Source organism: Peptococcus simiae, from assembly GCF_046569735.1.
Classification (GTDB): Bacteria; Bacillota; Peptococcia; order Peptococcales; family Peptococcaceae; genus Peptococcus; species Peptococcus simiae_A.
In genome coordinates, this window is record NZ_JBKICG010000005.1 from 86818 (window position 1) to 111851 (window position 25034).

Annotated in this window: 30 protein-coding genes, 3 tRNA genes and 1 other RNA gene; 10 read left to right on the forward strand and 24 right to left on the reverse strand. The window is 56.2% G+C overall.

The window, feature by feature from the left end; all coding sequences use genetic code 11:
- Positions 1–10 precede the first annotated feature (10 nt).
- Together ACLGL1_RS03330 and ACLGL1_RS03335 are read right to left on the reverse strand one after the other, a co-directional pair.
- Positions 11–250 (reverse strand): PspC domain-containing protein, encoded by a 240-nt coding sequence (locus tag ACLGL1_RS03330; protein WP_411007374.1) that lies wholly within the window; start codon positions 248–250, stop codon positions 11–13.
- 53 nt (positions 251–303) lie between these two features.
- Complete coding sequence (locus ACLGL1_RS03335; RefSeq protein WP_411007375.1) at positions 304–519, reverse strand: PspC domain-containing protein; 216 nt, start codon at positions 517–519, stop codon at positions 304–306.
- A 95-nt stretch (positions 520–614) separates the two neighbouring features.
- On the opposite strand from ACLGL1_RS03335, the gene ACLGL1_RS03340 reads away from it, so the two are divergent.
- Positions 615–971: a hypothetical protein gene (locus ACLGL1_RS03340; RefSeq protein WP_411007376.1), complete on the forward strand. Its 357-nt coding sequence runs from the start codon at positions 615–617 to the stop codon at positions 969–971.
- Positions 972–999: 28 nt separating this feature from the next.
- On the opposite strand, the gene ACLGL1_RS03345 is transcribed toward ACLGL1_RS03340, so the two are convergent.
- Both ACLGL1_RS03345 and ACLGL1_RS03350 read right to left on the reverse strand, forming a co-directional pair.
- A complete protein-coding gene (locus tag ACLGL1_RS03345) occupies positions 1000–1632 on the reverse strand; it encodes a hypothetical protein (RefSeq protein WP_411007377.1) in 633 nt (210 codons plus the stop codon).
- Positions 1633–1703: 71 nt separating this feature from the next.
- On the reverse strand, positions 1704–2621 hold the full coding sequence (locus ACLGL1_RS03350) for a ketopantoate reductase family protein (protein WP_411007378.1): 918 nt from the start codon (positions 2619–2621) through the stop codon (positions 1704–1706).
- 111 nt (positions 2622–2732) lie between these two features.
- On the opposite strand from ACLGL1_RS03350, the gene ffs reads away from it, so the two are divergent.
- An RNA gene (ffs, locus tag ACLGL1_RS03355) (signal recognition particle sRNA large type) lies at positions 2733–2997 on the forward strand.
- A 93-nt stretch (positions 2998–3090) separates the two neighbouring features.
- Here ffs and ACLGL1_RS03360 read toward each other — a convergent pair.
- Positions 3091–4545: an SLC13 family permease gene (locus tag ACLGL1_RS03360; RefSeq protein ID WP_411007379.1), complete on the reverse strand. Its 1455-nt coding sequence runs from the start codon at positions 4543–4545 to the stop codon at positions 3091–3093.
- A gap of 204 nt (positions 4546–4749) precedes the next feature.
- Between ACLGL1_RS03360 and ACLGL1_RS03365 the strand changes: the two genes are divergently transcribed.
- The 3 genes from ACLGL1_RS03365 to ACLGL1_RS03375 are packed head-to-tail and all read left to right on the forward strand — an operon-like array spanning position 4750 to position 7897.
- Positions 4750–5298, forward strand: a complete 549-nt coding sequence (locus ACLGL1_RS03365) for a helix-turn-helix domain-containing protein (protein WP_411007380.1) — start codon at positions 4750–4752, stop codon at positions 5296–5298.
- A gap of 18 nt (positions 5299–5316) precedes the next feature.
- Entirely contained in the window at positions 5317–6990 is a 1674-nt protein-coding gene (locus ACLGL1_RS03370; protein WP_411007381.1) for a pyruvate formate lyase family protein, read from the forward strand.
- The gene (locus tag ACLGL1_RS03375) at positions 6962–7897 is read left to right on the forward strand and encodes a glycyl-radical enzyme activating protein (RefSeq protein WP_411007382.1); all 936 of its coding nucleotides are present in this window, start codon (positions 6962–6964) and stop codon (positions 7895–7897) included. The genes ACLGL1_RS03370 and ACLGL1_RS03375 overlap by 29 nt, the downstream gene beginning before the upstream one ends.
- A 157-nt stretch (positions 7898–8054) precedes the next feature.
- Here the strand turns inward: ACLGL1_RS03375 and ACLGL1_RS03380 are convergent.
- From ACLGL1_RS03380 to ACLGL1_RS03450, 15 genes are all read right to left on the reverse strand, one after another.
- Positions 8055–8143 (reverse strand) — tRNA-Ser (locus ACLGL1_RS03380).
- A 196-nt stretch (positions 8144–8339) separates the two neighbouring features.
- A complete protein-coding gene (locus tag ACLGL1_RS03385; RefSeq protein WP_411007383.1) occupies positions 8340–8603 on the reverse strand; it encodes a hypothetical protein in 264 nt (87 codons plus the stop codon).
- Positions 8604–8753: 150 nt separating this feature from the next.
- Positions 8754–9323, reverse strand: a complete 570-nt coding sequence (gene rbr, locus ACLGL1_RS03390) for a rubrerythrin (protein ID WP_411007384.1) — start codon at positions 9321–9323, stop codon at positions 8754–8756.
- Positions 9324–9487: 164 nt separating this feature from the next.
- Positions 9488–9760, reverse strand: a complete 273-nt coding sequence (locus ACLGL1_RS03395) for a Veg family protein (protein WP_411007385.1) — start codon at positions 9758–9760, stop codon at positions 9488–9490.
- 237 nt (positions 9761–9997) lie between these two features.
- A complete protein-coding gene (rplI, locus tag ACLGL1_RS03400) occupies positions 9998–10447 on the reverse strand; it encodes a 50S ribosomal protein L9 (RefSeq protein WP_411007386.1) in 450 nt (149 codons plus the stop codon).
- Positions 10448–10506: 59 nt separating this feature from the next.
- Complete coding sequence (gene hisE / locus ACLGL1_RS03405; protein WP_411007404.1) at positions 10507–10830, reverse strand: phosphoribosyl-ATP diphosphatase; 324 nt, start codon at positions 10828–10830, stop codon at positions 10507–10509.
- Complete coding sequence (gene hisI / locus ACLGL1_RS03410; RefSeq protein WP_411007387.1) at positions 10830–11171, reverse strand: phosphoribosyl-AMP cyclohydrolase; 342 nt, start codon at positions 11169–11171, stop codon at positions 10830–10832. The genes hisE and hisI overlap by 1 nt, the downstream gene beginning before the upstream one ends.
- Entirely contained in the window at positions 11171–11923 is a 753-nt protein-coding gene (gene hisF, locus ACLGL1_RS03415) for an imidazole glycerol phosphate synthase subunit HisF (RefSeq protein WP_411007388.1), read from the reverse strand. Before hisF ends, hisI begins: the two co-directional genes overlap by 1 nt.
- Positions 11916–12650, reverse strand: coding sequence for a 1-(5-phosphoribosyl)-5-[(5-phosphoribosylamino)methylideneamino]imidazole-4-carboxamide isomerase (gene hisA / locus ACLGL1_RS03420; protein WP_411007389.1), 735 nt, complete (start codon positions 12648–12650; stop codon positions 11916–11918). The genes hisF and hisA overlap by 8 nt, the downstream gene beginning before the upstream one ends.
- An 18-nt stretch (positions 12651–12668) precedes the next feature.
- Positions 12669–13250, reverse strand: a complete 582-nt coding sequence (hisB, locus tag ACLGL1_RS03425) for an imidazoleglycerol-phosphate dehydratase HisB (RefSeq protein WP_411007390.1) — start codon at positions 13248–13250, stop codon at positions 12669–12671.
- A complete protein-coding gene (locus tag ACLGL1_RS03430) occupies positions 13237–14256 on the reverse strand; it encodes a pyridoxal phosphate-dependent aminotransferase (RefSeq protein WP_411007391.1) in 1020 nt (339 codons plus the stop codon). Before ACLGL1_RS03430 ends, hisB begins: the two co-directional genes overlap by 14 nt.
- Positions 14256–15545: a histidinol dehydrogenase gene (gene hisD, locus ACLGL1_RS03435; RefSeq protein WP_411007392.1), complete on the reverse strand. Its 1290-nt coding sequence runs from the start codon at positions 15543–15545 to the stop codon at positions 14256–14258. The genes ACLGL1_RS03430 and hisD overlap by 1 nt, the downstream gene beginning before the upstream one ends.
- Positions 15542–16165 carry an ATP phosphoribosyltransferase gene (gene hisG / locus ACLGL1_RS03440; RefSeq protein WP_411007393.1) on the reverse strand — a complete coding sequence of 208 codons (624 nt, stop codon included), beginning with the start codon at positions 16163–16165 and terminating at the stop codon, positions 15542–15544. Before hisG ends, hisD begins: the two co-directional genes overlap by 4 nt.
- A gap of 1 nt (position 16166) precedes the next feature.
- The gene (gene hisZ / locus ACLGL1_RS03445; RefSeq protein WP_411007394.1) at positions 16167–17354 is read right to left on the reverse strand and encodes an ATP phosphoribosyltransferase regulatory subunit; all 1188 of its coding nucleotides are present in this window, start codon (positions 17352–17354) and stop codon (positions 16167–16169) included.
- 122 nt (positions 17355–17476) lie between these two features.
- Positions 17477–18106, reverse strand: a complete 630-nt coding sequence (locus tag ACLGL1_RS03450) for an IS1096 element passenger TnpR family protein (protein ID WP_411007395.1) — start codon at positions 18104–18106, stop codon at positions 17477–17479.
- 152 nt (positions 18107–18258) lie between these two features.
- Between ACLGL1_RS03450 and ACLGL1_RS03455 the strand changes: the two genes are divergently transcribed.
- Positions 18259–19440 carry an FAD:protein FMN transferase gene (locus ACLGL1_RS03455; protein ID WP_411007396.1) on the forward strand — a complete coding sequence of 394 codons (1182 nt, stop codon included), beginning with the start codon at positions 18259–18261 and terminating at the stop codon, positions 19438–19440.
- Positions 19441–19828: 388 nt separating this feature from the next.
- Here the strand turns inward: ACLGL1_RS03455 and ACLGL1_RS03460 are convergent.
- From ACLGL1_RS03460 to ACLGL1_RS03475, 4 genes are all read right to left on the reverse strand, one after another.
- Positions 19829–19902 (reverse strand) — tRNA-Ile (locus tag ACLGL1_RS03460).
- 189 nt (positions 19903–20091) lie between these two features.
- Positions 20092–20280 carry a rubredoxin gene (locus ACLGL1_RS03465; protein ID WP_411007397.1) on the reverse strand — a complete coding sequence of 63 codons (189 nt, stop codon included), beginning with the start codon at positions 20278–20280 and terminating at the stop codon, positions 20092–20094.
- Positions 20281–20415: 135 nt separating this feature from the next.
- Positions 20416–21348 (reverse strand): thioredoxin-disulfide reductase, encoded by a 933-nt coding sequence (gene trxB, locus ACLGL1_RS03470; RefSeq protein WP_411007398.1) that lies wholly within the window; start codon positions 21346–21348, stop codon positions 20416–20418.
- 65 nt (positions 21349–21413) lie between these two features.
- Positions 21414–21486, reverse strand: a tRNA-Arg gene (locus tag ACLGL1_RS03475).
- A gap of 201 nt (positions 21487–21687) precedes the next feature.
- Between ACLGL1_RS03475 and ACLGL1_RS03480 the strand changes: the two genes are divergently transcribed.
- Genes ACLGL1_RS03480 through ACLGL1_RS03495 form a run of 4 tightly spaced genes read left to right on the forward strand, consistent with a single transcriptional unit; the run spans position 21688 to position 24835 of the window.
- Positions 21688–22107, forward strand: coding sequence for a Fur family transcriptional regulator (locus ACLGL1_RS03480; RefSeq protein ID WP_411007399.1), 420 nt, complete (start codon positions 21688–21690; stop codon positions 22105–22107).
- Between the two features lie 15 nt (positions 22108–22122).
- Positions 22123–23325, forward strand: coding sequence for a metal ABC transporter substrate-binding protein (locus ACLGL1_RS03485; protein WP_411007400.1), 1203 nt, complete (start codon positions 22123–22125; stop codon positions 23323–23325).
- 19 nt (positions 23326–23344) lie between these two features.
- On the forward strand, positions 23345–24028 hold the full coding sequence (locus tag ACLGL1_RS03490; protein ID WP_411007401.1) for a metal ABC transporter ATP-binding protein: 684 nt from the start codon (positions 23345–23347) through the stop codon (positions 24026–24028).
- Between the two features lie 27 nt (positions 24029–24055).
- Positions 24056–24835, forward strand: a complete 780-nt coding sequence (locus tag ACLGL1_RS03495) for a metal ABC transporter permease (RefSeq protein WP_411007402.1) — start codon at positions 24056–24058, stop codon at positions 24833–24835.
- The last annotated feature ends 199 nt before the right edge of the window (positions 24836–25034 follow it).

The following is a 25034-nucleotide window of genomic DNA, read 5'->3' on the forward strand; positions in this document are numbered from 1 at the left end:
TCACCTCGTTTTAAAAATCCACTTCCTTTGCTTCCTTTGGCAAAATCAAAGCCAGTAAAATATATAAGCCCAGGGAGCTCAACATGGTTATCCCCGGTAAAATAGCCGGTAGAAAAAAACAGAGCCGGACCAGGCTCACATCCCAGCCGAAATAGTTGGCCAGGCCCTGGCATACGCCATCAATCTCAGCCCCTTTTCTAGCTCGGGTTAGCCTTTTCTTGCGGCTGGACGCATTCACTTCATAAGCCATTTGCCTCACCTCATCTTTAAAGACAGGCAGGGACCAAGGTCACCCTCCTGCAATTAAACGTCAATATAGCCTTCGTCCTCAGGAATCACCACCGCCAGGATGGCGTAAATAATCACCATGCCAAAAAAGGGAATCGGCGGTAAAAAGGCCAAGAGGACAAAGCCCAGCCGGATATAGGATGGGTCAATGCCGAGAAATTCACTTAAGCCCTGGCAGACACCGGCAATTTTTTTGCCTTCCTTGACGCGACGTAATTTATTTAAAGTCATGGTCAACCTCCATATTAAATGCTAGCAATTGAAAGCTATTCCGGCTTTTAGTATAATGACAGCTAGTAGCCCATCAGCTCAAAAGGAGATGTATTATGCGGATATTCCTATTTCTTATTTCCCTGATCATTGTGGCCGGGGCGGCCATCTTAGCCTACCTGGGTTTCAATGAAACCCTCCCCTTTGTCTACTACATGCTTTCCAGCACCGCTTTAAGCGCCTGCCTGGCCTTGTTCCTGGGACACTTTATGTACCGAACCTATGCCAACCGCAAGCGGGCCAAGGAGGCCGAACGACTAAACGCCAGCCTGGAAAGCGAAAAGCGGGAGCTGGCCGCCCAACGCAACCAGCTCGAAAGCCGCTTAACGCACTGCGGTACGCCTCTGGGTGCTGCTCAGGACCTAGACCCGGACTTGACCCAAAAAATTGCGATGACACCGCCGGAAGCTTAAGACAAAGACCGCCCACCGGGCGGTTTTTTTATGCTCGGGGCCCGGATACAAAGGGAATGAGGCCCCGGTCTAGGAGCACCAACTTGTTTTGCAGGCGGCGGAAGAACTCCCGGCCCACCTGCCAGTGACTCCGTAAATAAACGATTTCATCGTCGTACAGGGGCTGGTCCTGGTGGACCTTGTCACGAATGATGGCCAGTTCATCCTGGTCGGCAATGATGCCATCCATGAAAATATAGCTTTCCCGCCGGGCATCTGCCGCCAGGAGCCGCTCCCACTCCATTTCAATGAGCTTGCTGAAGAGCCAGTAGCTCACAAAGGCGGTGCAGACTTGAACCGCCCGGTGCTCATTAAAGACGGTGCCCTGCTGGAGGACCCGGGCAATGGCCTGCATATTGTCCAGGGTCCGGGCCTTGCTTTCAGCAAAAACCGTCTCGTCAACATGGCCCGTCCGGAGACAGGCATTGAATTTTTCAAGCATATCATCGTCATTTTGCTGGGTTATTAAGCGAGCAGGCCCCTCTTGCAATTCAGCTAAGGCGAAGCCGGTTGCGATAGATGCCGTCAGCCAAAATGTACGCTCTGATGCAAACAGACTTTCAACGGATAAGCGGTCGCCTTGGCGTAGCGCCTTAAACCCCTCCATCATCGGTTGCGTCATTTTTGTCCACCTACTTTAACTTTAAAACTTACTTATCTAAATACCCGCCGCCGGCAGCCCACAAACTGGACTTATTCTAATTCCTTATTTTTAGCCGTCAAAATATGGTAGAGCCAATCATTGACTGGCGCAGACAGGTCATGCTTTTCAGCGAGCTTACAAACGGTACCGCTAAAGAGCTCGACCTCGGTCGGTCGACCGGCATCCAAGTCTTGAAGCATAGAGGGCTTGCCGTCAGCAGCAAAACCATCAGCCACGCCCATCCAGCCCTTGATATCCTCCTCTGTCAGGTCGACCCCTTCAGCTTTTGCGATGGGGAGAACTTCCCGCATGGCCTGGACCATCTGGTCCCGGGCCTCGCCCTGTTTTTGGATGACCCCATAGCCATCGCCATAGACACTGACCACCTGGTTGAGCCCCACGTTAAACATAAACTTATTCCAAAGCTGGCGGCGGGCATCTTCCGGCAGCTCAATGGCGATATCGGCCCGGTGGAAAAAGTCAACCAGGTCTTGCAACCGGCCCTCCTGGCCTGCTGACCGGACCCCTAGAGCCAATTGGCCGGCCCGGCTATAGTGCATCTCATGCCCCTCGCGGGTGGCGTCCATGCCCTGGGCCACACAAAAAAGGACTTGGTCATCGCCAAAGGCCTCTGCTAAATCCTCTTCACTGGCAATCCCATTTAAAATAGAAATAATACTCGTATGGTCATCAACAAAGGGCTTCATTTGCTTGATAGCACCGGCCAGGGCCTGGTACTTGACCGCAAAGATGGCCAGGTCTAAGGCCTCACCTGCCGCCGGTGTCGTGACAAAATTCAAGTGCAGGGGCTGGTCGTTTACAAGAAAGCTTGCCTCAGCGTAGCCCTTCAACCGTGCCTTATCTACAATAACCTTTAATTGCCCTTCCGGTAACTGATCTGCCATTTGAGAAGCCAGTAACATGCCCATGGCCCCCATGCCAACAATACCGACGCTTTCAATTGCCATTTATATCACTCCCCAATGATTTAACATTGCCTTAATTATACCGCACTTTTCCTCCTTTTACCACAAAAGCCCATCTTGCAAAAGTGGTCTCAGACCTGTATAATAGAAAAACCGCACTAGGTGGGGCGCTAGCGGTGCCCTGTTACCTGCAATCCGCTATAGCAGGACTGAGGCCGGCCTTCGGGAAATAATTTTAAGGTCTGGCGACCATTAAGTAGTGTTGACAGTCGGGTCCGACGCAATATGTCCCTGTGAACCTTGTCAGGTCCGGAAGGAAGCAGCAATAAGCAGGTCCGCATATGTGCCGTCGGGGTGCCTGGCTCGAGCCGGCTGGTGGTTTGCCGCTTGGGAGCGTTTTTCAACGGTCGGTGTGCGGCTACATACCATTAAATCGCCCTTTTGGGCGATTTTTTTATTTGCGCAAAAAAGCCGTACCTGGCTCCTTGGAGGATGCAGGTACGGCTTCTCATCAACTGCCGAAAACCAACCGGGCCAGGGGCAGGCCCACCAGCATGGTGACAAAAACACTCCACAGGGTCATGGAGACAGCATAAAGGTAAACATGCCTGCCGCTGATCCACTCCCTATTGCCATGCAGGAGGGCCGCATGGGGCGAAGCCACCGGGGTGATGACCGCGACAAAAACACTCATGGTGACCAGGGCCACCGGGATGAGGGGGTTAAAGTCGCCACCGGCAGCCAGGGCATGAATCAGGGGCATGAGGACCACCCCCATGGCCGCATTATTGCCAAAGTTGGTGATGACGGTCCCACTCAAAACGCCCAGGAGGCTAAAGACCGCCAGGGACCGGCCGCCTAAAACCGGGTAGAGGACATCATGGAAGTAGTCTGTGACCCCGGTCCCTTCGCTGCAAAGGGCGCCGGCCACAAAGAGGGCGGCCATAACCAGAAAAACAATCCCCCACTGGATTTGGGCAGCCGCCTGCTTAAAGTTCAATAGGGGCTTACTTTCAACCCGGACGGCAATCATCACCGTTACAATGAGGACCATGACCCCGGAAGAGCCGAGGGTTTGCAGGAAGATAGTCAGGGCCCAGCTTTTCGACATAATGCTAGGCAGGAACATCAGTAAAATGCTCGTGCACAGGACCCCCAGGAGGACCCTTTGCCGGCGGTTCATTTGGTGGAGGTCCAGGGCATCAAAGTAGGCCTTTAAGTCAATATTTTTAAGTTTCCCAGTATCCGGTCGAAAGATAACTCGCATGGCCAGGAGGTAGCCGGCCAGCATGACGAGCGTGGTCGGTATAACGACCGCCATGTAGAGGGCATTGTCCATGACCTGGCCAGAAGCGGCGGCATAAGACCGCAAAATAGCCAGGGCCGGTCCTTTGAAGGGGAAGGTGGCAAAGCCTAAAATACTGGCATAGACCACCCCAAAGATCATCAGAGAGGTGTAGCGGTCGGCAATGGTATAGCCCACCGACCGGAGGATGCTGTATAAGATGGCCCACATAAGAAGGATGGTTGCCGTCCCACTGGTAGAAGCCGAAAGTACATAAGTAGCAAATAAGAAAATAGCGCTAAAGGCCCAGGGCCGGCCCTTGACAATGGACAGGTTCAAGAAGAATTTGGAAATATGGTTGGCCACCCCTTCATTCTCAACGGGTACCAGCATGGCCATAATAAGCAGAAGCTGCCAGACCACATCATTACCCATGGCCTGCATAATGGCCTCAGGAACGGTGGCGTAGTCGGTAAAGCCCATGGCCAAGATGCCGGCCAGGCTGGGCCAAATGGTCCCGACTGTTGACCAGCCGTAGATGAGGGCAATAAAAATCCCTAAAATTTGCATCCCTAGGGGCGTGATGGTCCCCGGCGCCGGCAGCAGGGAAAAGCCGAGCATAATCCCCAGGGTGACCAGACTATTGACCAGGTAGGCCCAGTTTGTCTTCTTTTGTGTCAAAGAGATACCTCCTTTATTGTCAAGGACTTGCAGAAATAATAGCGGCCTCAGTGTAACTTAATAAAAAAAATTCGTCAAATGGCATGAGGACGACTGGTTGAATTATCGGAATTTATTGACATAGGGGAGGTTCTTTGTTAGACTATGTGTACGCTATAACGTATATTCTTTTATTTTTAGACTTTTTAACATCTAGGAGGCCCTATGAACGATCCCTTTCCCTTCCTTGGCGACAAGCTCAAGGCCCTGCGCAAGGACCGGGGCCTGAGCCTGGCCGCCGCCGGCGACCTGTGTGATGTCTCCAAAACCATGCTGGGGCAAATTGAGCGGGGAGAATCGACCCCGAGCATCACCACCTTATGGAAAATTGCCGGTGGCTTCAAGGTATCCTTTGCCTCCCTCCTGGCCGATGACAGTGACCGCTACCTCCAGGTGGCCATCGGCCAGGAAGAGGTCCTCACTGAAGCCGATGGGGCGGTCAGGCTCTGCCCTGTCTTTCCCTTTGCGCCGGAGACCGGTTTCGATTATTTTTACGTGACCATGGAACCCGGCGCGGGCTATAGCTCTACCGCCCATCCCAATGCCAAGTACGAACACATCATTGTCACCCAGGGGACCCTAACCCTCATTTGCCACGGCCGGCCCCACCGGTTACAGGCCCCGATGGGCTTTCGCTTTGTCCCCTCGGACAGCCACCAATACATCAACGAAACAGAAGAAGTCCTTGTTTTTCAAAATATCATGTCTTACTGAGTCCTAAAGGAGGTCCCTATGTTATCTGACCGCATCCGTCAAGCTAAAGACAGCTACATCAACACCATGCCCCATATTTCCATTGACCGGGCCCGGATTTGGACCGAGTCCCACCAGCGAACCGAAGGCATGGCCACCCCCATCCGCCGGGCCATGGCCTTTAAGGATACCTGCCAGGAGTTAGGGGTGCATATCTTTGAGGGGGAACTCATTGTCGGCGCCCTGGGCGAATACCGGAAGTGTGGGGTCCTGACCCCGGAATTTTCCTGGTCCTGGGTAGACCGGGAAATGGACCGCTTCGCTGAGCGCCCCCAAGACCCCTATGCCATTGAACCGGAACAAAAAGCCTATTTGCGGGAGCACATTTTTCCCTACTGGGCCGGCAAAAGCCTGGAAGAGTCTTTCTTACAGCAGGTTGACCCGGAAGCCGCCAAGGTCACCGTCGATACCTCCATCGTCGACAACGACTCCAAGTGGCGGCAGTCTGTCGGGGAAATCACCCCGGACTACCAGGAGGTCCTCTTTGTCAAGGGCTTTGGCGGCATTATCCAGGAGGCCAGGGCCAAGCTGGAGAGCCTGTCTCCCACCAAGGCAGAAGACCTGGATAAGAGGACCTTTTACCGGTCCGTCATCCTGGCGGCCGAGGGGATCATTTGCCTGGCCAACCGCTATGCCGACCGGGCCGAGGCCCTGGCCAAAGAAGCCAGTGGCGCCCGCCGGAACGAGTTCCTGACCATCGCCGCCAACTGCCGCCGGGTGCCGGAGCACCCGCCCACCACTTTCTGGGAGGCCCTCCAGTTTGTCTGGTTTACCCAGCTGGGCGGGATCTTAGCCGAAAACCCCCTGGCCCAGAAGCTCCACCGAGACCAGGCCCCCCGTCCCTTCCTTTCCGCTACCCTGGGTGCCTGCCTGGAAAATGGCCGGGACCTGGTCGACTGTGGGGCGGAATACAATGTAGGGCCAGTCATCACCTCCATGGGGATTGCCGTCTGCGCCAACGCCCTCTATGCCATCAAGCACCTAGTCTTTGACGAAAAGACCGTCTCTGCCGAGGACCTCCACCAGGCCCTGGAAGCCGATTGGGCCGGCCATGAAGTCCTCCGGCAAAAAATCCTCAACCTGCCCAAGTATGGCAACAATATCGATGCCGTAGACCGGATTGCCGTTAAAATCGCCAACCACCAGTATGAGGCCATCAACAGCTATACGGACATCAATGGCAATGCCTTTAAGTCTGCCTTTATGGGGATTTCCAACTACCTGCCCACCGGGAAAATCCTGGGTGCCAGCCCTGATGGCCGCCATGCCCGGGCCCCGATTTCCGAAGGGGTCTCCCCCTATGCAGGGACCGACCAGTCCACCCCCCTGGCCGCTATGCGGAGCGCCGCCAAGCTCAACCAGGACGTCCATTCCGGCGGGACCCTTATGAACCTCCGGATGAGCCCCAGCCTGGTCAACAGTCCCCGGGGCCGGGCCAACCTGGGCCATATGATTAAGAGTTTCTTTAACCTGGGCGGCTTCCATGTCCAGTTCAATACCGTCTCCAATGAGACCCTCTACGCTGCCCAAAAGAACCCGGAAAACTACCGGGACCTCCTCGTCCGCGTGGCCGGCTATTCCACCCAGTTTGTGAACCTGTCCCGGTCCATGCAGGATGCCATCATTGACCGGAATAGCCATGACAGCTTCTAAGCCGACCACCGGCCCCCTCTATGGCTACCTGACCAACATCCAGCATTTTTCTGTCCATGATGGCGACGGCATCCGGACCACCTTTTTCTTTGCCGGCTGCCCCCTGGCCTGTCGCTGGTGCGCCAACCCGGAAACGGCCAGCCTGAAAAAGGCCATCCTCTTCTATCCGGACAAGTGCCAGGCCTGCCAGGCCTGCCGGGCCGTCTGCCCCTATCCCGGGGGCTTAGACCTCAGCCTGGCCCAGGACCGGGCCCGGTGCCAGGGCTGCGGCCTTTGTGCCACCGCCTGTCCGACCGGCGCCCGCCGGCCGACCATCTCGGCCTACACCGTCGAGGACCTGGTCCAGGCCGTCCTCCCCTACCAGTCCTTTTTCACCGCTTCCGGCGGGGGCGTAACCTATTCCGGTGGCGAATGCACCGGCCAGGCGGCCTTCCTGGACCAGCTGAGCCGGCGCTTCTACGACCTGGCCATCAGCCAGGCCATGGAAACCTGTGGCTACTTTGACTTTGACCGCCTCTGGCCGACCCTGACCCGGCTGGACCTGGTTTTCTTCGACCTCAAGCACATGGACCCTGCCCGGCACCGCCAGCTGACCGGACAGGACAACCGCCTGATCCAGGACAACTTTAAGCGGCTGGCCGCCCGGCAGGAAAATATCATCGTCCGGGTTCCCCTCTTGCAGGGGGTCAACGATGACCCGACCCATATCCGCCGGCTGGCCCAGTTCGTGGCCCGGTATGCCCAGCTGCCAAAAATAGAAGTCCTCCCCTACCATGCCCTGGGCAGGGACAAGGCCCAGGCCCTGGGCCAGGACCAGCCCCTCTACCAGCCCCCGGACCAGGCCCATATCCAGGCCCTCAAGGCGGTCATCCGACAGGCCGGCTGTGACCCGGTCAGCCTCTCCTAGGGGGTTGTAAGATAGCTTATCCTTCCATGCAAAAACCACCGGAAAACCGGTGGTTTTTTATATGCTTATGATGCATTATACCATGCACCCCTAATACATGTCCTGGTCGTCACATAAAAAAAGACCCCTAGCCGGGTTATCCCGGATAGGGGTTAGACGGAGAGAGAGGGATTCGAACCCTCGATACGGTTTCCCGTATACACGATTTCCAGTCGTGCTCCTTCAGCCAAGCTCGGACATCTCTCCAAGTGAAAAGCCGATATTAAGTATATCTTAGAGCGGGGAAAATGTCAATAAAGTTTAGCCTTATTTTTACGATTTCTCTGAACTGGCCCCCATGCTTGTCCTTTGTGTAGAAAGGGCTACCTTGGTCTTGTCCTGCCACCCATAGTCCCATAAAAAACCGACAGGTGAAGGGACCCGCCCTCCACCCGCCGCCAGGTCAACCCAGCAGGCCATAGCCAAGCCCCATAATGAGGAAAAAGCTCAGGGCCAGGAGGCCATTTAAAAAAACAAATAAAATATTTTTATGAAAAATCGAGCCAACCAAGCCTACAAGCCCAAGCACCGGGCAAATGACAAGACTGGTAAAGCCTATAGGCCGGAAGGCCCCAATCCAGGCCTCTTTAAAAATAAAGCTGACCACCAGGGCTGCTAGGCCAAGGACTAGGGTCCATCTTTCTACATTTTTGCCGACTGTTCTCATGCCAACAACCTCCTTTTAGGGAATTATAGCACAGGTTGCTCTTAAAGGAACCCCTTTTGTGCAAGCTTGACCTAGCAGTTACCTTATTTTTTCCAGGGCAAAAGAAAAAACCACCGGTCAACCGGTGGTTTTTCGACATGTCAGTCAGACTTATTTCACGATGTCGCTGTTATCTTGTGCGTAAGCCTCTGCTTGCACTTCAAAGTGAGCTTTCGGATGTAGGCAGGCCGGGCATTTTTCCGGTGCTTCTTTACCTACATAGATGTAGCCACAGTTGTTACATTTCCAGCGGACGTCATGGTCGCGTTTGAATACGGTGTCATTGTTGACAGACTCTAACAGGGCCAGGTAACGTCTTTCGTGTTCACGTTCAACTTCGCCAACGTGTTTGAAGCGATCGGCAATTTCATCAAAGCCTTCTGCACGAGCCTCCTCTTCCATGCGTTTGTACATGTCGGTCCACTCGTAGTTTTCACCTTCAGCAGCCATGGTCAGGGCTTCAGGGGTAGCAGGGATTTTGCCGCCGTTTAAGTAACGGAACCACAATTTAGCGTGCTGGTGTTCTTGTCTAGCCGTTTCAAAGAAGATATTTTGGATTTGCACATAGCCGTCTTTTTTAGCTTGTGCCCCAAAATAATCATATTTATTACGGGCCATAGATTCACCGGCAAAGGCTTCTTGTAAGTTTGCTTCTGTTTTAGTCCCTTTAATGTCTTTCATCTCTCTAATCTCCTCCTCGAAAATGATTAAATGATTTCCTCCAAATCAATATCATCGGTGACATCTTCACCTAAATTAGTATATAACCGCCTTTTACTTTTCTAAACAAAAACACGGCTATTCTCTTAACAAAAAATGACCCCGAAGGGTCTTTTTTGTATTTATTAAGACTTGGCCAGAGAATAGGTGTGGCCATCCTTATGGAGTGAAATCACCACATTACCGGTAAAGAGGTCCACATAGCTGAAAGATAAGCGACGCTCATCTTCATCCTCTTCATCCCCTACGCGGACAACAAATAGATTTGGATATGTATTTTCCAAAACACCTTCATAAGGAACAATGCGTTTGCGCCCCACATTTGCATCAACATCAATGTCACAACCGACAAACGGCGTTAATGCCTTACGTAAATGCTCAATAGTTCTCCTGGACATCCAGCCTTCACCCTTTCGTTGATCTTTGCAACGGCTTGGTTCTAGTATAACCCATTAGAGTGATTTTGTCAAATTGACCAATGATTATACAAAGACTTGTCCCTTATGTCAAGACCAAAAAAGAGGATTTTATCAATTTTATTGAAAAAAGGGCCCTTTCCTAACAGGTTGGCGACAAATACTTGACCGGGCCTTGATAGACAAAAAACCTGCAGCCTTTTCGCTGCAGGTCGTCGGTTAGTCTTCAGCCAATACCTGGACTCGGAGGGTTGGGTGGATATCTGGATGGAGCTTCAGGGTGACTTCGGTCACGCCCAGGTCCTTGATTTTTTCCGGCAAAAGAATTTTACGGCGGTCAATATCAATGTTGTGCTGCTTTTTCAGGGCTTCGGCGATTTCTTTATTGGTAATAGCCCCGAAGGTTTTGCCACCGCTACCAACCTTGGTGAAGACCTCTACCTTGGCTTCTTTCAACGCTTCAGCAATGGCCTTGGCCTGGGCCAACTCGTAGGCAGCTTCTTCTGCCCGAGCCTCTTGCCGGTCTTCCAGCTTTTTCATGTTGTTTTTGGTGGCTTCAATAGCCAGACCATTAGGGATGAGGTAGTTCCGGGCATAACCGGTTTTGGCGTTGACGACATCGTCTTTTTTGCCAACCTTGGCCACGTCTTGTAATAAAATCACTTTCATGGGCATGCTCCTTTCGAAATTGGCTTCATCATAGCAGAATAGCCGGCCCTTCGCAAGTTTTAGCTGTCGGGGTCGCTGGCATGGCTGGGCTTTTTATTGCCAATTTTTTCCGCCCGCCGGGCCAGTTCGTCATTAATAGCGGCCGGGTCCAGGCCCTTTTCCACCATGAGGACGGTCAGGTGGTAGAGGAGGTCGCAGATTTCCCCGGTCAGGTCAGCCCGGTCGGTATTTTTGGCCGCGATGATGACCTCGGCGGCCTCTTCCCCTACCTTTTTCAAAATCTTATCCAGGCCCTCTTCAAACAAGTAGGCGGTATAAGAGCCTTCAAAAGGGTCAGCCTGGCGACGGCAAACCACCTGGTAAAGCTGGTCAAGACTTTGCATCACAGGTCCCCCCTATCGTTTTCTTTAAGAATATCATTAAAAAAGCAGGTCACTGCCCCGGTATGGCAGGCCGGGCCGGCGGGCCGGACCTGGATGAGCAAGCTGTCCTTATCGCAGTCGGCGGTAATGGAAAGGACCCTCTGGGTATTGCCGCTGGTGGCTCCCTTGTGCCAAAGGGTCTGACGGGACCGGCTCCAAAAAACCGTTTCCCCCAGGGCCAGGGTCTCCCTTAAGGCTGCCTCGTTCATATAGGCCAGCATGAGGACGGCGCCGGTGTCGGCGTCCTGGACGATGGCCGGCACCAGGGCGGACTTTTCAAAGTAGGCGGCCAGGTCCTGCATCAGTCAACCTCCAGGCCTACGGCCTCTAAGGCGGCCTTGATGTCCCCGACAGAGGTCTCACCGAAGTGGAAGATGGAGGCGGCCAGGGCGGCGGCGCAGTCGGTCTCCTTGAGGACGTCAACCATGTCCTGGACGCTCCCGGCCCCCCCGGAGGCGATAACCGGAATGGAGACGGCCTCAGTAACGGCCCGGGTCATGTCCAGGTCATAGCCGGCCTTGGTCCCGTCTGCATCAATAGAGGTCAGGAGGATGGCCCCGGCGCCCAGGTCTTCCACTTCCCGGGCCCAGGCCAGGAGGTCCTTGCCGGTATTTTCCTGGCCGCCGGCAACGAAGACCTGCCAGGTCCTGCCCACTTTTTTGGCGTCAATAGCCGCTACGATGGCCTCGCTGCCGAATTTTTCAGCGCCGCCCCGGATGAGGTCCGGCTTTTGAACGGCAGCTGAATTAATGCCAACCCGGCTGGCCCCGGCCGCCAGGGCGGCCTCAATATCTTCCAGGGACCGGATGCCGCCCCCCTGGGTCACCGGCAGGTCGGTGGCGGCACAGACGCTTTTTAAGACATCCAGCCGGCTGGACCGGCCTTCCGGCCCAGCGGTGATATCCAGGACGACCAGTTCATCGGCCCCCTCCTGGGTATAGCGCCGGGCCAGGTCGGCCGGGCTGCCCACGTCCTTGACATCTTCAAAGTGGACGCCTTTGACAACCTTGCCATCTCTGGTATCTAAGCAGGGAATAATTTTTTTCTTAGACATGGTCTTCACCTCTAGCAATCTCCAAGGCTTCACTGAGGTCCAGGGTCCCTTCATAGATGGCCTTACCGCAAATGACCCCGTCAATGGCCAGGTCTTTGATGGCCCGGATGTCTGCTGCGGTCCGGACGCCGCCGGAGGCGATGATCTCTATGTCAGGCAGGGCCTGGCGCAGGGCGGCCAGCCCTTCTAAGTCCGGCCCGGTCAGGGTCCCGTCCCGGCTGATATCTGTGTAAATAAAGGTCCGGACGCCCATATCTGCCATTTTTTCAGCCATTTCGATGTAGTGGATATCGCTGGTGGAGGTCCAGGCATCACCGCAAATGTAGCCATCCTTGGCATCAATGCCGACGGCCACCGATTCGGGCCCGAAGTTGGCAACGGCCCGGCGGACAAAGTTTGGCTCTTCAATGGCAATCGACCCTAAAACCACCCGCCGGATACCCTTGTTTAGGTAGTGGCGGATCTGGTCAGCGGTCCGGATGCCCCCGCCCAGTTCAATCCGCAGCTTGGTCCGTTTGGCAATTTCTAAAAAGATCCCGCTATTTAAGGCCATGCCCTGGAGGGCGCCGTCCAGGTCCACCATATGCAGCCAGCGGCAGCCCAGGGCTTCGAATTTTTTGGCGGTATCCAGGGCGCTGTCGGCCACTTTATGGGCGGTGGTCAGGTCTCCTTGATAGAGGCGGACACAGGTCCCCCCCTTGATATCAATGGCAGGTAAAATAATCATCTTTGCCTCCTTTGTGAATCAGGCGTGGAAGACGCCCTTGGTTGATAAGACACCGTCTCGCTTCATGAGGGCTTTCCGCATGGCATGGGCCACACTCTTAAACATGGCCTCAATGCAGTGGTGGTCATTTTTGCCGGATAAGACGGCAATATGCAGGGTAATGCCGGCATGCATGGCAAAGGCCCGGAAAAATTCCTCAACGAGCTGGGTATCCAGCTGGCCGACGGCCGGGGCGGTAAAGGTCGCATCAAAGGCCAGGTAGGGCCGGCCACTGACATCGACCACGCAGCGGACCAGGGCCTCATCCATGGGGATATAGGCATGGCCGTAGCGGACCAGGCCGGTCTTGGTGCCCAGGGCCTGGTGGAGGGCATCCCCCAGGACAATCCCACAGTCTTCCACCGTATGGTGGCCGCAGACTTCCAGGTCACCGTTGCAGTAAAGGGTCAGGTCCCAACCGGCATGGACGGCCAGGGCGGTCAGCATGTGGTCAAAAAAGCCAATGCCTGTATCAATATTGGTATGGCCATTCCCGTCTAATTCAAGTACCAGATGAATGTCCGTCTCTTTGGTGTGGCGGCGGCGTTCAATACTCATCATCTGGCCTCCTTTCTAAAAAACCAGCGACTGCTTGTATAAAGGCTGCGTTTTCTTCAGGTAAGCCGCAGGTGACCCGCAGGCCCCGGTCTCCAAAGCGGCGGATAAGAATCCCCTGTCCCTGTAAATAAGCGTCCAGGACCGGGGCATCAGGGACTTCAAAGTAAATAAAGTTCGTCACAGAGGGATAGACCCGGTAGCCGGGCCGGTCCTTGACCAGGTCTTCTAGGGCTGCCTGCAGCTTTTCCCGGCCGGCGACAATACTGGCGACCCGGTCGGCCAGTTGGTCCGGTTGGTCATAGAGCTGGCTCCCGATGACCTGGGAAAGGCTGCTGACATTATAGGGGCTCTTAAGGGCCAGCATATCCTCCAGGAGGCCAGTTGGCAGGACCCCAAAACCCAGCCGCAGGGCCGCCAGGCCAAAGGCCTTGGAGGCCGTCCGCAAAACGGCCAGGTTGCCCTCCGGACGAACCCGGTCCAGGACACTCTGGTCCCAGAAGTCCATATAGGCTTCGTCAACGACCACCAGGCCGTCAAAGGCGGCGGCCAGGTCTAAAACCGCTTCCCGGCTCAGCCCCTGGCCCATGGGGTTACAGGGGTTGGAAAAGAGGAGCATGCCGCAGCCGGCGGCCCGGGCCGCAGCCAGGTAGGCCGGCCCGTCCAGGCGACCGGCTGCGTCCTTGGGCAGGGCCAGGATCTCGACCCCGGCCAACCGGGCATAGTGGTCATACATGGAAAAATCCGGGCTGGTCAGGGCCAGCGGCTTGCCGGCCTTGGCATATGCGAGCATCAAAAGCTGGAGGAGTTCGTCAGACCCGTTGCCGGCAATGACCTGGACCGGGTCCACCCGGTAGTGGGCGCTAAAGGCCCGGATCAGGTCCCGGGCCTCTGGGTCGGGATAGCGGTTATAGGCCAGGTCATTTAAGGCATGGGCCAACCGCTCCCGGCTGGCGCCACTGAGACTAAAGGGGCTTTCATTGGCATTTAAGCATATTTTTTTCTGGGCCATCAGTCTTCCCTCCTTATCTCTACCGACCGGCCATGGGCATAGAGGCCTTCCGCCTCTGCAAAGGCCAGGATGGCTGGGGCATCTGCGGCCAGGGCGGCCCGGGAATAGCGGGAGACCTGCATCCGCCGGGTGAAGTCTTCCACCCCTAGGGGGGAGAAAAAGCGGGCGGTCCCCCCGGTGGGCAGGACGTGGTTGGTCCCGGCCATGTAGTCCCCGACGGCCTCCGGTGTATAGGGGCCTAGGAAGACACTGCCCGCATGGCGGACCTGGTCCAGGCGGCTTTCCGGCCCCTCGCCGACCAGTTCCAGGTGTTCCGGGGCCAGGTCATTGGCCAGGGCCAGGGCCGCATCCAGGTCTTGGGTCACAATAATGGCCGAATAATTGGCCAGGGCCTCCTTGATGATGGCTGCCCGAGGGGCCCGGCTGACTTGGTCAGCCACTGCCAGCCGGACAGCCCGGGCCAGGTCCGCATCCGGCGTAATAAGGATACCGGCAGCCTGGGGATCGTGTTCACACTGGCCCAGGAGGTCGGCGGCCAGCCAGGCCGGATGAACCCCCGCTTCGGCCACAATGACAATCTCCGACGGGCCGGCAATCATATCAATATCCACCGTTCCGTAGAGGAGGCGTTTGGCTGTGGCCACATAGGCATTGCCGGGGCCGGTGATCTTATCCACCTTGGGAACGGAGGCGGTCCCGTAGGCCAGGGCTGCACAGGCCTGGGCGCCACCGGCCAGGAGGACCCGGTCGACCCCGGCAACGGCACAGGCCGCCAGGGTCATGGGGTTGACAAGCCCCTCCTTCCCCGGCGGGGTGGCCACAATCAGGTCTTCTACCCCGGCAATCCGGGCCGGGATGGCGTTCATCAAAACCGTTGAGGGATAGGCGGCCCGGCCCCCCGGTACATAGAGGCCTACCCGGCGGAGGGGAAGGACCCGCTGCTCCAGCCGGACCCCCTGGCCCTTGTCCAGGACAAAGCCCTGGGTCAGCTGCCTTTCATGAAAGGCCCGGATGTGCCGGGCGGCCTTGTCCAGGGCCGCCTGCAGGCCGGGGTCCAGGCCTTCCAGGGCCGCTTGACAGTCAGCCGGAGTCAAGAAGGTCACCGGCCCCTTAAAACCGTCAAATGCTTCGCTAAAGCGGCAAAGGGCGGCATCACCCTCGGTCCGGACGGCGGCCAGGATGGTCTCGACCCGGGCCAGCATGTCGGGGTCCGGGGCCTGGATGCGGCCGGCCAGGCGGTCAAGGAAGCGATCACAGGCCGAGCTTCCCAGTGATAGTTCTGTAATCATTGGCCCACCTCCTGGGAAACCCGGTCAATAAAGGCTTCTATGGCTGGGTACTTGAGCTTCATAGCCGCTGTATTGACAATGAGCCGGGCGGACAGGTCCGCGACATCCTCAATGGCCTCCAGACCATTTTCCTTGAGGGTGGTCCCGGTTTCAACAATATCGATGATCCCGTCTGCCAGGCCTACCAGGGGCGCCAGTTCAACAGACCCTTCTATTTTTATTATACCCACATCCATGCCCTTCCGCGCAAAGTAATCCCGGGTGACATTGGGGTACTTGCTGGCCAGGCGATGGCCAATGCCGTCAGCATAAAAGTCGGTCCCCTTGGGGACCGCTAAGGCAAAGCGGCACTTGCCGAAGCCCAGGTCTAAGACCTCGTAAAAGGAGCCGCCATATTCCATAATGGTATCCTTGCCGACAATCCCCATATCACAAACCCCATGAATGACATAGGTGATGACATCCGGGGCCTTGGCTAAGAGGACCTCTATATCGTCGCCGACCGGCAGGATAAGGCGGCGGCCCTTGTCCGCCAGGGCTTCTGTATCGTAACCGGCCCGGGCCATGAGGGCCACAGCTTCCTTTTCCAACCGGCCCTTGGTTAAGGCTATTCTCAGCATGTCAAACCTCCCACCAGTGTATATCTCCGTCTTCAAAAGCGACAATCCCCTGGGCGCCTAACCTGGCTGCCTCCTCTTTTAGGTCCTCAGTTGTTTCAGACATGGCCAAAACCAGTCGGTCTGACCGGTCAGCCCGCCAGCTGAGGGCAGCAGGCAGGTCATCTGCCGCTGCATAGAGGAGGTAAAAGGGGGCTATCTCCGGCCGGCGGCGGCGGTTCAGCACCCGGGCAATCAGGTCCACCCGGACCCCAAAGCCGATGGCCGGGATGGGGTAATTGAAAGTCTCCAGGAGGCTGTCATAGCGGCCACCGGAGAGGACCGCCTCACCACTGCCACCGACATAGCCGCGAAAGACCAGGCCGGTATAGTAGTCTGCCTGGTTGGCCAGGCTCAAGTCCAGCATGATGTGGTCCTCCCGGCAGAGGCTTTGAGCCAAGTCATAGCGACGGGCTAGCTCATCTAAAATAGGCTCTACCTCGGGACTGGCCGGGACCAAGACCGCCCGGGCCTTTTCTAAAATGGCATAGTCGCCGAAAAGGCCGGGCAGGGCCAGGAAGGCGTCGACGACCGGTCCCTCCCCATAAGGGGCCAGGAGGTCCTTGAGCCGGGAGAAGTTCTTCTCTTCCAGGGAGGTCCGGATTTGGTCGGCCAGGTCCTCGTCCACCTCCAAGGCCCGGATCAAGGCCTCCACGACCCCTACATGGCTTAGTTCCAGCCGGTAACTGGTCAGGCCGGTTGCCTTGAGGGCGGCGCAACTGAGGGCAATCATTTCCGCATCGGCCTTATAGGCCCGGCTGCCCAGCAATTCCACCCCGCACTGGTGCATTTCATTGGAAAAGCCCTGGAGGGTAGAGGAGTTGCGAAAGATCATTTCATCATAAAAAAGTCTTAGGGGCAGGGCTTTACCGGAAAGCTTACTGGCCACTAACCGGGCAATGGGCACCGTGGCATCCGGCCGCACAACCGTCAACCGGCCATGGCGGTCAATGGACTTCACCATGTTTTCTTGGGCAAAGTAGCGTTTTTTATCGGTAAAAACGTCATAATACTCAATACCCGGCGTCCGCACTTCTTCATAGCCATAGCGGCCGAATAAACGGCGCAAGTCACCGGCCACCCGGTACTCCCGGGCCGCCTGGGGCATCAGGACATCCCCAGACCCCTCCGGGGTCAAGCCTGCCATTTTCATTTGTCTAGGCTCCTTTCACGAGCAAAACCGCATACAAACATACCCACTTCTTTACTTTAGTTAATTAACGCGTTGTCGCATTATATTGATATTCTATCCCAGTTAAGGATGTCCGTCAACCCTTAGTGGTCATTTTCCCTTTCTTGACCTAGGGCTGCCTGGACCCGGTCGGCATCATAGAAGAAGAGGCCCTCCCGGTCCAGCCAATCCCTGATGGCCCTGGCCTCCGGTCCATTCTCTGTCAGCTCACTGACCAGGTCATAGTAGCCCTGCAGGCCACCGACACCGACAAAGGGGGCCGTCCCCATCCCCTGGACCAGGCGGGGGAGCTGACCGGCCACCGGCTCGTTCATGTCCTCGGCGGTCACCTGCCAGCGCCATTCATCAGTCATATCATAAATAAAGGTGAGCTTGGGGTGGTCGGTTAAAAAGGGGGCCAGGGGGAGGTCCGATGCCCGGACGATTATGGTTTCACCGGCCACTTCTGCCGCTTCTTCCCCCTTGGCCTCTGCCTCGGCCTGGCGCTGGGCCTTGAGGGCCTTGGCCTCATCCAGGAGCTGGCGGTCTTCGGTGATCCGCATTTTGAACTCATGGCAGAGGAGTTCCCAGCTTTCCCGGCCACTATAGCCCCCGGCCAGGCTCAGCCACCGGCCCAGGTCTGCGGCGGTGGCCTGGTAGGGGACCAGAAGTTCCCGCCAAACGGGGCTATCCCCTTCTGTAAAGGTCATCATGATTTTTCTTGCTGCTTGCATGTTTGCCTCCTTATCCGGCGATTCGATCGGTTACTTATTGACATCTCTTAAGATAAAACCACAATCCCCCCGGGGCCGAGGGCTTCAGTTGACAAGTGCCGCGCCCTTGTGCTACTTTAGCCATACATCACCTTTAGGAGGATACGGGTACTATGAAAAAGTCCTTTGTTTCTATTTGTATGATTGGCGCGCTGGCCCTTAGTGCCTGTCAGTCGGCTGCCCAGCCGGCCAAAGAAACTGACAAGAACGACTCCACCAGCAAAGCGGCAGTAACCAGTCAAAAAACAGACCCGGCTGCAGATACTTCTGCCTTTGAAAGCATGGACCTGCCCCCCATTACTTACGGGGACAGCGGCTATGCCAAGGCCCCGGTCTCTGCCGATGCAGATGGCTTCGCCCTGGATACCACCATCCACATCCGGCTTTTTGCTGCTGACAAGGCCCAGGCCCAAAAGGCCATGGCGGCCGCCTTCAGTGAAGTCAACCGCTTTAACCATATTTTTTCCGCCACCAGTGACGGTGGTGAAGTAACCGCTTTAAATAAAAGGGGGGAAGGCAAGCTAAGTCCTGAAGCCCTTGCCCTTTTTGACAAGGCCATGGCCATTTATACCAGCACCGGCGGGGCCTATAATGTGGCCCTCTACCCGGTCACCCATTTGTGGGGCTTTGGCACCGGCGACTACCGGCGGCCTGATAACCAGACCCTCAGCCAGGCCCTGGCCCTGACCAACCCCAAGGATATCCGGGTCAACCCCCAAACGGGTCAGGTAAAATTTGCCCAGGCCGGTATGGGCTTAGACTTTGACGGCATCAGTCAAGGGGCCCTGTCCAACCGGCTCATGGAAGTCTTGGACCAGCAGGGCATCAAGTCCGGCTTGGTCATTATTGATGGCAATGTCCAGGTCCTGGGCCGCCACCCGGACAAGACCGATTTCCGGGTCGGGATCCAAGACCCCAAATCGGACCTGGGCTATATCGGCCAGGTTAACGTCAACAACAAGGCCGTCATCACCACCGGCGACTACCAGCGACAATTCCAGGCAGGTGGCCAGACCTGGCACTCTGTCCTGGACCCAGAGACCGGCATGCCGGCCGTCAACGGCCTCCATTCAGTCAGTGTCATTGCCAAAAACGGGGCCACCGCCAGTGCCCTCTCCCGGGCCCTCTATGTCATGGGGCCGGCCAAGGCCATTGACTACTGGCGCCAGCACGCCGATGAATTTGATATGGTCCTCTACTATGACAACGAGCAGGTTGCCGTTACCGGCGGCATCGCCAGCAGCTACATCCCCAATAACAGACCGGCCCCGGATATTATCTCTGTCAAGGGTTAACCGGCAACAAGTCCCAACCGCCTGGCCTCGACCAGGCGGTTTTTCTGATGCTTTCCTTCAAAGCTGAGCCGAGCCCCCTTATTAAAGAAGGCCCGGACCGATAGCTACAGGAAGATAAAGACCGCATTTATAGAGCTATTTATGCCGGCCTTTGAAAGGAAATCAAAGGCTCTAAAACATTACAGGAGCAAGGGAAACCTTCGTGGGACATCATTTTTACGACAGGTCATTTTTATCGCAAATGGGTCTCTAGGGCTGAGCGATTCATTGCAAGAAAATTAACTGCAAACGAAAAGGACTGAGCCCTGTACAATACAGGATTCAGTCCTCAGGAGCCAGTTCATAAGCTACCCCATTGGAATCCGGGCAGCTTAGCGGGCTCTTTTTATAGGCCTGAGTGGACTTGAACCACCGACCTCACGCTTATCAGGCGTGCGCTCTAACCAGCTGAGCTACAGGCCTATATCAATATCTTGATGAATGCTATTATAAGACAGGTCAGCCCCCTGTGTCAAGTAGAAGATAGGCGAAATCCCAACCATTAGAAAGGCCAAGTCACAAACCGAGATCCCTGTCGCCAACCGGCCCCAGACGCTTAAATCAAGAAGCTGTCGGAAGGAATCACTAGGATCCGCTCCGACAGCTTCATTCTTAGTCGATGGGCTTAAAGGCTTTTTTGTTGGCGCCGCACAAGGGGCATTTCCAGGTATCCGGCAGGTCTTCAAAGGCAGTGCCTTTAGGGATACCGCCTTTTTTATCCCCCTTAGACGGAATGTACATATAGCCACAGGTAGCCATTTGACATTGGTAAATCCGCATATCTTTCTCTTCGTTACTCATCTCATTTCCTCCTTAAAGGTAAGCATTTATTTTAAAGCCAAAAGCCTAAAAATGAAGGCAAAATAAGGCCTAGGCAAAGCAGGACAACTAAAACAATGAGGGCAATTTTTTGCCAGGGTTTCATGCGACGGTAACTCATGCCTCATACTCCTCACGGAAATACCGTTCAATATCATACATGACCACACCGGCATCGCCGACGGCCGAAGCAATCTGGCGGACATCCTTGACCCGGAGGTCACCGATAGCATAGACGCCGGGCACATTCGTGGCCATATCTTCACCGGCCAGGGCATAGCCATGGTCGTCACAGGCTACTTCTGCAGGCATGACCTCGTCATTGGGGTCATAACCGACAAAGATGAAGCAACCGGGGAAGTCCCAGGTTTTTTCCTCTTCTGTTTTGACATTTTTGGTGACCACCTGGCTCAACTTATCATCGCCCTGGAGTTCTGTCACCACAGTATCCCATTCAATGTGGAGTTTTTCATTTTCAAAGGCTAGGGCCTGGGACCGTTTATTGGCCCGTAATTCATCCCGGCGGTGGAAGAGGGTGACGCTATGGCACATCTTGGTCAGGTAGAGGGCCTCTTCAACGGCCACATCGCCGCCGCCGACAACGCAGACATCCTTATCCTTAAAGAAGAAGCCGTCACAGGTGGCGCAGTAGCTGACCCCCCGGCCCCGGAACTTCCCTTCATTGGGGACCCGGAGCATTTTAGGATGGGCACCCATGGCCAGGATGATGACCTTGGCCTCGTAGGTCCGGGGGCCGTTGGCGGTGGTGGTCGTGACCTTTTTGACCCGGTCCTTGACATCCACATCCGTCACCCGTTCAAAAATCATTTCAGCGCCAAAGGTGGTGGCCTGTTCATAGAACTTCATCATCAGCTCTGAGCCGCTGATGCCACCGGGAAAGCCCGGGAAGTTTTCTATAAAGTCTGTGGTCGCCGCTTGTCCACCGGGAACCCCCATTTCAAACATAGCGACGGAATAGCCGGCCCGCCGGGCGTAAATCCCCGCTGTCATGCCAGCCGGTCCACTACCAATGATTGCTATATCGTACATATAATCCTCCTCGTAACGCATCTCACAAGCCACTCTCTACTTACCCAGTCTAGCCTGGCCGGTCACGCCGATGACAGGAGTCGAACCTGCGGCCAATGGTTTAGGAAACCACTGCTCTATCCTCTGAGCTACATCGGCAATTGCTACTATTATAAGGCGAGTGGCGCCCTTTTGCAATAAAGGCTGGGGGCAGGACCTGGATAAGTCACCTTAAAGCATATACCCACAATCGCCCTTTTCAAACATCCGTCGGCCTTGACAGGCCCCTGGCCAAGTTTTAAAATAAGAATGATTATAATAATCATTCTTATTTTGTTAGAAAGGAGTATTCAGTTTCCAATGAAAGGAAAACGTTACCAAACCGGCCACCGGTCAGCGATTATCGCCTGGTTTGAGCGCCACCAGGACCAGGCTGTGACCGCCACCCAACTGAAGGAGGCCCTGGACGCCAAGGGGCAGGGCATATCTATAGCCACCCTCTACCGGAACCTCAGCCTCCTGGCGAGCGATGGCTGGCTCACCCGGACCAGCGACCCGGCCCTTGCCGGCGATCTCTATGTCTACCAGCCCCGGGCCGATGGCTTTATGCTCCACTGTCTATCCTGTGGGAAAACAGAAACCCACCACTGCCACCAGGCCGAAGCCCTGTGGCGGCATATTGCGGATGACCATGATTTTCTTATTGATACCCAGCAGTTGATCATCCGTGGCTATTGCGCCGACTGCCAAAAGCAGGCGGGCAAAAATTTTTCATATTAATAGGAGGATTCAACCATGAAAATACGACAAGTGATGGCCGGTGTCTTAACCCTGGCCCTGGTTACTTTAAGCGCCTGTGGCGCCAACAGTTCATCATCTGAACCGGCCGCTGAAGAAGGGGGCGCCGGGCTTACCGTTTTAACGACCATGTTCCCCGAGTATGATTTTGCCAAAAAAATCGCCGGTGACCGGGCCGAGGTCAGCCTGCTCATCCCGCCCGGTGCCGATGCCCATTCCTATGAACCCAGCCCTGGGGACATGAAGGCCATCCAAAAGGCCGACCTCCTCTTCTATACCAACCCGGTCATGAACCACTGGATCAGCGAATTACCGGACCGGCTGGATACCGACAAGGTCCAATTCGTCAATGTCAGCCAAAAGGTCCCCAAGCTGGCCATGCCCAAGGAGGACACCCTCGAAGCCCTCTTAACCAATAGCCCCCTGCCCAAGGCCATCCCGGTCGATGACAAAAGCGCCGCAGCCGGCGAGGCAGAGGCAGCTGGACACGAGCACGACGAGGCTGACCACAACCATGACAGCGCCGCCGAAGCGGCCCATGACCATGATCATAATCATGACCAGGCCGCCAGCAAAGAAGCCCACGGCCACGAGGGTGCTGAGGATAGCCATGACCAGGAAGCTGGTGAAGAGGCCGGCCACCACCATCACCATGAAAATGACCCCTATGACCCCCACACCTGGACCGGGATCCGGAATGACATCATCATTGCCGAAACCATCCGGGATGCCCTCATTGAAAAGGACCCCGCCGGGAAGGATGACTACAGCAAGAACTGCCAGGCCCTGACCGAAGAGCTCCAGGCCCTGGATAAGGAATACACCGCTCTCGGTGAAAAAGCCGACAACCGGCCCCTGGTCGTTGCCGATGAATTCCCCTTCCTCTACCTGGCCAATGACTACGGCTTCACCTTTGTCCCGGTCCTTTCTTCCTACGGCGAACACGGCGAAGCCTCTGCCCGCCGGATTGCCCAAATCAGTGATTTAATGCGTGACAAGGGCATTTCTGTCCTGTATTATACTGAACAGACGACCCCAAAACTGGCCCGCCAGTTGGCAGATGACACCGGCGCCGAGACCCTCATGCTCCATGCCGGCCATACCATCAGCGAAGAGGACCTGAAGAAGGGGGTCAGCTATACCGATATTTTACGCCAAAACCTGGAATCCCTGAAAAAGGGCCTAGCTGTCACCGACTAAGCTGGAGAAAGGAGCCCCTATGGCCGCGATCAAATGTCAGGACCTTACAATTGCATATGGACCGGTCCCAGTGGTCCAACATATGACCTTTGATCTGCCAACCGGCGCCTACCTGGTGGTCATCGGCGAAAACGGGTCCGGTAAAAGCAGCCTCCTAAAGGGGCTGGCCGGCCTGGTTCCCCTGGCCGCCGGCAGCATTGAATTTTCGCCACCGGCAACCAGGCCCGGCTACCTGGCCCAGCTGGACCAGATCGCTTCCAACTTCCCGGCCTCTGTTCAGGAAGTAGTCCTGACCGGCTGCCTGAAAGGTCACCGCCGCCCCTTTTACACTGCCGCTGATAAGGCCGCGGCCCAGGCGGCCCTGGCCAAGATGGACATGGTCCCCTTTGCCGGCCGGTCCTTCCAGGCCCTATCCGGGGGCCAGCGCCGCCGGGTCCTCCTAGCCCGGGCCCTCGTGGCGGCCGATGGCCTCCTCTTCCTGGATGAACCGACCGCCGGTCTGGATACCGGCACCGCTGCCGACCTCTACGGGCTCTTGCGGCAGCTCAACCGCCGGGAGGGCCTGACCATCGTGACCATTTCCCACGATATGGCCGATGGCCTGACCGATGCCAGCCACATCCTCCATATGGACCATGGCCAGCTGGTCTACTTTGGCCCGGCAGCCGACTATCCCGGTCAAGCAGGAAAGGAGCTGGTTTAAATCCTGACCTTTTTAGACTATGACTTTATGCGGCGGGCCCTCCTAGTGGGCCTCCTCATCGCCCTCTGCTGTGCGGTTTTAGGGGTGCCCCTGGTCCTCCGCCGCTTTGCCATGATTGGCGATGGCCTTTCCCATACCGCCTTTGCAGCCATGTCTGTCGCCTTGGCGGTTGGCTGGGCCCCCCTGGCCTTTGCCCTCCCGGTGGTCACCCTGGCCTCGGTGACCCTCCTGTATTTATCTGACCGGGGCCACTTGAAAGGCGATGGGGCCATTGCCATGATTTCTACAGCGGCCATGGCCATCGGGGTGGCGGTTGCCAGCCTGTCCCGGGGAATTACCGCTGATATTTCATCCTACCTCTTCGGCTCTATCCTGGCCATTAGCCCTGAAGAGCTCACCCTGACCGTCCTCTTATCGCTGACGGTCCTGGGCATCTACCTCTTCAGCTTTAACCGGATCTTTGCCATTAGCTTTGATGAAGACTTTGCCAAGGCCAGTGGTTTGGGGGCAAACTTTTACCGGATGCTCCTGGCCATCCTGACAGCCATTACGGTGGTCTTAGGCCTCCGCCTGGTTGGGGCCCTCCTCATTGGCGGGCTCATTATCTTTCCCTCTGCCGGGGCCATGCACCTCTCCCATACCTATAAGGGGGTGGTGGCCACCGCAGCGGGCCTTGCTGTGGCCGCCATGTTAGGCGGCCTGGCGGCCTCCTTTTATTGGGACCTGCCCACCGGGGCCACCGTGGTCATCGTCAACCTCTGCCTCTATGCCTGCTGTGCCCTCGTCGGCCGCTGGCGCCGGGGCTAGGCCTGACCGCCAAGGCCGGCTCGCAGACTTGATGCCCAAAACCGGGCCCCTTGACTTAATATATTTCCCCTATCCATAAAAGACCGCCTGGACCGGTAGCAGCCCCGCTGCCACCGGTCCAGGCGGTCTTTTACCCTGCCGGCTTACCCAAGCCGCCGACCCGGCTACAACAAGCAAAAAAAGCCCTGCGCGAGGAAAG